Below are 5,526 nucleotides of genomic sequence, written 5' to 3'. Positions count from 1 at the left end.
TCGAAGCGACGGAGGTCCGCGTCCTCGGCCTCGACGTCTTCCCTGACCTGCCCGAAGTCGAGGAGGACGGGGAGACCTTCGCCGACAATGCCCGCAAGAAGGCGGTGACGGTGGCACGGCTGACCGGTCGTCTGACCCTGGCCGACGATTCGGGGCTGGAGGTGATGCACCTCGGCGGCGCTCCCGGCGTACGCTCGGCCCGCTACGCCGGGGCCGTTGCCGATGATGCGGCCAACAACCGCAAGCTGCTGGCGGCGCTCGCCGGCGTCCCCCGGGCCGGGCGGCGCGGCGCCTTCGTCTGCGCCATGGCGCTGTGCGGCCCGGACGGCGGCTGCCGCTTCTTCTCCGGCCGGCTCGAGGGGATCATTGGCGAGGAGCCCCGCGGCGACGGCGGTTTCGGCTACGACCCCCTGTTTCTTGTCCCGGAGTACGGCAAGACGCTGGCCGAGCTGCCGCTGGAAATCAAGAACCGCATCAGCCACCGTGGCCAGGCGCTGCGCCAGGCCCTCGCATATCTCAGGCAGCTCGCCTGAGGGCAAACCCGCCCTGTTTCCTCCCGTTTTCAGTCATCCTCCCTGTTGCGCCTTTCGCCCCGACCGCTAGACTGTTATCAAGCACGGCCGCACCGGTCGTGCTCGCTTCCCTTCCGGCCCTGACGGCGAAACGGTACGTCATGACAGAGTCGAGCCAAGGAACTCCGGTCGCCGTTCTCGGCGCCACCGGCTACGTCGGCAGCCGCCTCATCCCCCGCCTGCTCGACGCCGGTTACCGGGTACGGGCTGTTGCCCGCAATCCGGCCAAGCTGCAGGGCCGGCCGTGGTCCGACCACCCGGGCGTCGAGTTGGCGGCGGCCGATGTCTACGACCTTCCTTCCCTGACCGAGGCACTGCGCGGCTGTCGGGCCGTTTATTACCTGGTCCACTCGATGAATCCGGGGACCAGCGACTTTTCCCACGCCGACCGGCAGGCGGCCGAGAACGTCGCTGCCGCCACCGCGGCCGCCGGGGTCGGCCGGATCATCTACCTGGGCGGGTTAGGGGAAGAAGGCAAGGGGCTGAGTGAGCATCTGGCCTCGCGAGCCGAGGTGGCGCGTATCCTGTGCAAGGGGCGGGTGCCGGTAACGGTGCTGCGGGCGGCGATGATCCTCGGCTCGGGGAGCGCCTCCTTCGAGATCCTGCGCTACCTGGTCGACCGGCTGCCGGTGATGATTACGCCGCGCTGGATCGACACCCCCTGCCAGCCGATCGACGTGCAGAATGTCCTGGACTACCTGATTGGCTGCCTGGAGTGCGCGGCGACCGTCGGCGAGACCTTCGACATCGGCCAGCTGGCGGTGGTGAGCTACCGCCAGTTGATGCAGATCTACGCCGAAGAGGCAGGGCTGCGGCGGCGGTGGATTATCAAGGTGCCGGTCCTCACCCCGCGTGTGAGCTCCTACTGGATTCATCTCGTCACCCCCGTCTCCTCCGCCATTGCCCGTCCTCTGGCCGAGGGCCTGCGCAACCCGGTCGTCTGCCGCGACACCCGCATTCGCGAACTGATTCCGCAGGAACTGCTCGATTGTCGCCTGGCGATCCGCCTGGCGCTGGAACGACTGCGGCAGCAGGAAGTGGAGAGCAGCTGGACCGATGCCGGTCTGGTTCCGCCGGCCCAGTGGAGCATCCCCGGCGACCCGGCCTGGGCCGGAGGGACGGTGTTCGAGGACGCCCGCCGCATTGTCCTCGATGCGCCGCCGGCGGCGGTCTGGGAGGCGGTGACCCGGATCGGTGGCCGCACCGGCTGGTATGGCGAAAACTGGCTCTGGGAGCTGCGCGGCCTGCTCGATCGTCTGGCCGGCGGGGTCGGTCTCGGCCGCGGCCGGCGGGATGCTGTTAAGCTGCGTCCCGGCGATGCTCTCGACTTCTGGCGCGTGGCGCTGGTTGAGCCACCGCTGCGGCTGCTCCTGACCGCGGAGTTGAAACTCCCCGGCCAGGGGGTGCTGGAGTTTACCCTGCACGAAACGGGCGAGGGGAGCACCGAGTTGCGTCAGGTCGCCCGCTTCCTCCCCCGCGGGCTGTTGGGTATCCTCTACTGGTATGCCGTCACCCCCTTTCACGGCCTCGCCTTCAACGGCATGCTGCGCGGCATCGCCCATGCGGTCGGGCGGCCGGTGCTGGCGGGGCCGGAGCGGGTGCGGCGGCAGGCGGAGGAAAGCCAGGCCGGGGAGTAAAGGCAAAAGGCCCCGCGAAGGCGGCAAATTCCACGGATCCTATTGACACCCTGCCGTAATCTGTTTTGATTATGGCAGTTCATTTCCAGCCAAGAAGGAGGATTGCATGCGAAAGTTTCAGTTCGGATTGGCAACTGCAGGGGTATTGTTGATAGCCTTGACCGGCTGTACGGCAAAGCTTGCCCAGGCGGACCGGGATCTGCTCAATCAGGCTCTGACCGCCAGCCAGAACGCCGCCCAGTCGGCGCTGGCGGCCGAAGCCGCCGCCGGTCGGGCCGACAGTGCGGCCACGCGGACCGAGGCGGCCATCGCGGCCGCCGGTCGGGCGGAAGCCGCGGCCCAGAGGGCCGAAGCAGCGGCGCAGTCCGCCGGGGTTTCGGCCGGGCAGGCGCAGACGGCCGCCGGGCAGGCCGAAGAGAGCGCCCTCAAGGCCCAGAAGGCCTTCGAAATGGGCATGAAGAAGTAGGCACGAAGGGCCCCGGCAACGGGGCCCTTCAGCTTTGTGCGCTACGGCTTTTCTGCCGGTGCCGGTCCCTCCCGTTTGATCAGAACCCTCCGGCCTCCCTGCCCGCAGCCCTTCGTCGTCCGGAAACGGGGACAGGAATCCCCTTCGACTCGGCGATTGCGCGCTCGATGGCCGACCGGTCGAGGGTGTTTCTCCAGCCGATCAATTTCACCTGACGTTCCACCTCTGCCAGCGGATCGGTTATCGTCTGCCGGTAATCCCGGTGCGCTTCGACATAGAGAATCCCGTCCTGTGCCCCCACCTTCAGCGGTTTGTAGATGACCCGCACCGGTGTCCCCACCTCCGCCCGGTCGTACAACTCGCGGATGTCCTCAGGGTAGAGCCGCAGACAGCCGTGGCTGACCCGACGGCCGACGCCGTAGGGCTGATTGGTGCCGTGGATGCCGTGCCCCTGTTGTGTAAAGCCGAGCCAGCGATCGCCAAGGGGGTTTTCAGGCCCGGGCGGAACGAGAAGGGGAAGCCAGGGGCGCTCCTGGCGGATGGATTGAGGTGGTCTCCAGTGTGGTCGCTTGAACTTGCTGAGGACGGCGAACTCTCCCTCAGGGGTCTCCCACCCCTCGTCGCCGATACCGATGGGGTAGACGCGCACCCGCTGCAGTCCCACCTCCTCCCAGACCAGGTAAAGACGCAGCTCCGCCAGGTTGACCGTGATTCCGGCCTGCGGGCGGCCGGGCAGGACTGCCGAATAGGGGAGAAGCAGGGGACGGCCGGGGCCGGGCAGCCAGGGATCGACTTCGGGGTTGGCAGCGGCAAGCGTCTGGAAGCCGAGCCCTTTCGCACGGGCGAGTTGCATCAGCGTGTCATCCCCAGTGGTGAAGATGACCTGGTTGCTGCCGATGACGGGGATCGGTCCGGTGCCCATGAGCGTCGACGGATAGCCGCCATGCGACGGAGCGGCGGTGGCCAGCAACAGGAGGAGTGGAACAAACAGGCGGCAATGCAGAGACATGTCCGGATTCCGGCGGAAAGTATTGTTTTCGTTCCCTGATGGAATAGAATAATGCCAGAGGATGTTGGCTATGGCAATGCCTGCCCGACGATAAGGCGCAGGGGCCATTGGAGGATTGATGCCGATCAGAGTAAAACGTGTATATGCTCCCCCTCATCGCACCGATGGCTGCCGGGTACTGGTCGATCGGCTATGGCCGCGCGGGGTCGGTAAAGAAGAGGCCCGACTCGACGAATGGTGCCGGGAGATCGCTCCGAGCGACGAGTTGCGCAGGTGGTACGGGCATGCGCCGGAAAAATGGCCGGAGTTCCGGCGGCGCTACTTCGCCGAGCTTGCGGAGAAGGAAGAGATCGTAGCCGAACTGGTCCAAAAGGCGCGGGGGGAAGGGCTGACACTGGTCTTCGGAGCGAAGGACGAAGAACACAACAACGCCGTGGTGCTCAAGGAATACCTGGAAATGAGACTGAACGGTTGAAACGTTCGGTCGTTGCCGATGTTGGAGCATGGAATGGAGCGAACCGGCCTGCGGATGCCGATCATTGAATTTTTCCGGTCCCGGAAAGGGGAGAGCAGGGTCCGTGGGGGACACCGGCTCCTTGTCGGACTGTTCCTCCTGGTGGGGATCGGCGCTGCCGCTGCCGGACCGGTGCAGGCGGCGGAACCACTTCGGGTAGTGATCAAGGGGGTGGAGGGAGAGGCGCTGAAAAACCTGGAGGCGACACTGGCGCCTCCTCCGGGATTGGTAAGAGACGGCCGCGTCGACCGGGAATGGGTGGAACGCTTTGCCCGTCAGGTACCGAAACTGGCGGCCGAGGCGCTCAAGCCTTTCGGCTATTACCATGCCCGGGTCGAGGCCCACCTCGAAGAGGGTGAGACGATTATCGAAGAGGTCGAGTCGTACCTCGAAGGGGCCGAAACACCTTCCGAGAAGGTCGCCGAGGGAACGTATCGTCTGAGGGTGGAGATCCACGCAGGCGAAGCGGTCCGCGTCGAGCGTGTGGCGGTGGCGGTGGTCGGCCCCGGTGCCGCGGAGAAGGGGTTGCGGCAGCAGATCCGGGATTTCCCCCTGCAACCTGGCCACGTCCTGCGCCAGGACCTCTATGAACAGGCCAAGGGAAAACTCAAGGCCCGCGCCCTCGACCTTGGTTATCTGGATGCGGAGTTCGCCGTTCATCATATCGGGATCGACCTCGAGCGCAAGCAGGCGGAAGTCGAGCTGACGCTGGCGACCGGTGAGCAATACCGTTTCGCCGAGCCCCTCATCCATGGTGCTCCCGACTTCCCGGACCGTTTTCTGCGGCGCTACCTGGCCTTTGCCGAGGGGGATGTCTTTTCTTATACCCGGCTCGGCCAGACCCAGCTCAACTACCTCAATTCCGACCGTTTCCGGGACGTCGTCGTCACCCCGCGCCCGGAACTGGCGAAAGAACAGAAGGTGCCGGTCGGCATCCAACTCGTCCCCTCCGCCCGCCGGCGGCTGCGTCCCGGCATCGGCTACGGAACCGACACCGGCGCCCGGGGCACCCTGCGCTACAAGGATGTCAACATCTTCCACCGCGGGCACGAATTTTCGGCCGAGTTCAACCTTGCCGAGCGGCAGCAGTCGCTGACGGCTGAATATGTCATGCCGAGCTACCGCAAACTGACCGACCATACCGCCCTGCGCACCGGCTATGAACGGCAGGACATCGACACCTTCGAGAGCCGCTCCCTTTTCGTCGAGGGCGAACTGGTCCGCGCCTTTGGCAGCGGCCGGCTCGGCTCCGCCTTTCTGCGCCTGCAGCAGGAGGATTTTACCATCGGCGCGGAGGATTCCCGTTCGCGCCTTGTGCTCCCCGGGCT

The 5,526-nt window shown here is 66.1% G+C and carries 6 protein-coding genes; 5 read left to right on the top strand and 1 reads right to left on the bottom strand.

From position 1 onward, the window contains the following. The 3 genes from rdgB to VD811_00725 form a co-directional block, all read left to right on the top strand. The coding region (gene rdgB / locus VD811_00735; GenBank protein ID HXV19496.1) for an RdgB/HAM1 family non-canonical purine NTP pyrophosphatase at positions 1-533 on the top strand (533 nt) is incomplete at its 5' end. 140 nt (positions 534-673) lie between these two features. Beyond that, positions 674-2,209 (top strand): SDR family oxidoreductase, encoded by a 1,536-nt coding sequence (locus tag VD811_00730; protein ID HXV19495.1) that lies wholly within the window; start codon positions 674-676, stop codon positions 2,207-2,209. Between the two features lie 106 nt (positions 2,210-2,315). After that, positions 2,316-2,675: a hypothetical protein gene (locus VD811_00725; GenBank protein HXV19494.1), complete on the top strand. Its 360-nt coding sequence runs from the start codon at positions 2,316-2,318 to the stop codon at positions 2,673-2,675. 79 nt (positions 2,676-2,754) lie between these two features. On the opposite strand, the gene VD811_00720 is transcribed toward VD811_00725, so the two are convergent. After that, the gene (locus VD811_00720; protein ID HXV19493.1) at positions 2,755-3,684 is read right to left on the bottom strand and encodes a L,D-transpeptidase family protein; all 930 of its coding nucleotides are present in this window, start codon (positions 3,682-3,684) and stop codon (positions 2,755-2,757) included. 118 nt (positions 3,685-3,802) lie between these two features. Here VD811_00720 and VD811_00715 point away from each other — a divergent pair, with 118 nt between their 5' ends. Together VD811_00715 and VD811_00710 are read left to right on the top strand one after the other, a co-directional pair. Next, positions 3,803-4,159 (top strand): DUF488 domain-containing protein, encoded by a 357-nt coding sequence (locus VD811_00715; protein ID HXV19492.1) that lies wholly within the window; start codon positions 3,803-3,805, stop codon positions 4,157-4,159. A 33-nt stretch (positions 4,160-4,192) separates the two neighbouring features. Beyond that, the coding region (locus tag VD811_00710; protein HXV19491.1) for a POTRA domain-containing protein at positions 4,193-5,526 on the top strand (1,334 nt) is incomplete at its 3' end.

The sequence above is a fragment of the Desulfuromonadales bacterium genome (assembly GCA_035620395.1).
Classification (GTDB): domain Bacteria; phylum Desulfobacterota; class Desulfuromonadia; order Desulfuromonadales; family DASPGW01; genus DASPGW01.
This window is presented reverse-complemented; position numbering and strand designations above follow the sequence as displayed.

Bases quoted from the DNA above. Each gene is read 5' to 3' on its own strand.
- VD811_00730 (HXV19495.1), top strand. From the start codon at position 674: ATGACAGAGTCGAGCCAAGGAACTCCGGTCGCCGTTCTCGGCGCCACC.
- VD811_00725 (HXV19494.1), top strand. From the start codon at position 2,316: ATGCGAAAGTTTCAGTTCGGATTGGCAACTGCAGGGGTATTGTTGATA.
- VD811_00720 (HXV19493.1), bottom strand. From the start codon at position 3,684: ATGTCTCTGCATTGCCGCCTGTTTGTTCCACTCCTCCTGTTGCTGGCC.
- VD811_00715 (HXV19492.1), top strand. From the start codon at position 3,803: ATGCCGATCAGAGTAAAACGTGTATATGCTCCCCCTCATCGCACCGAT.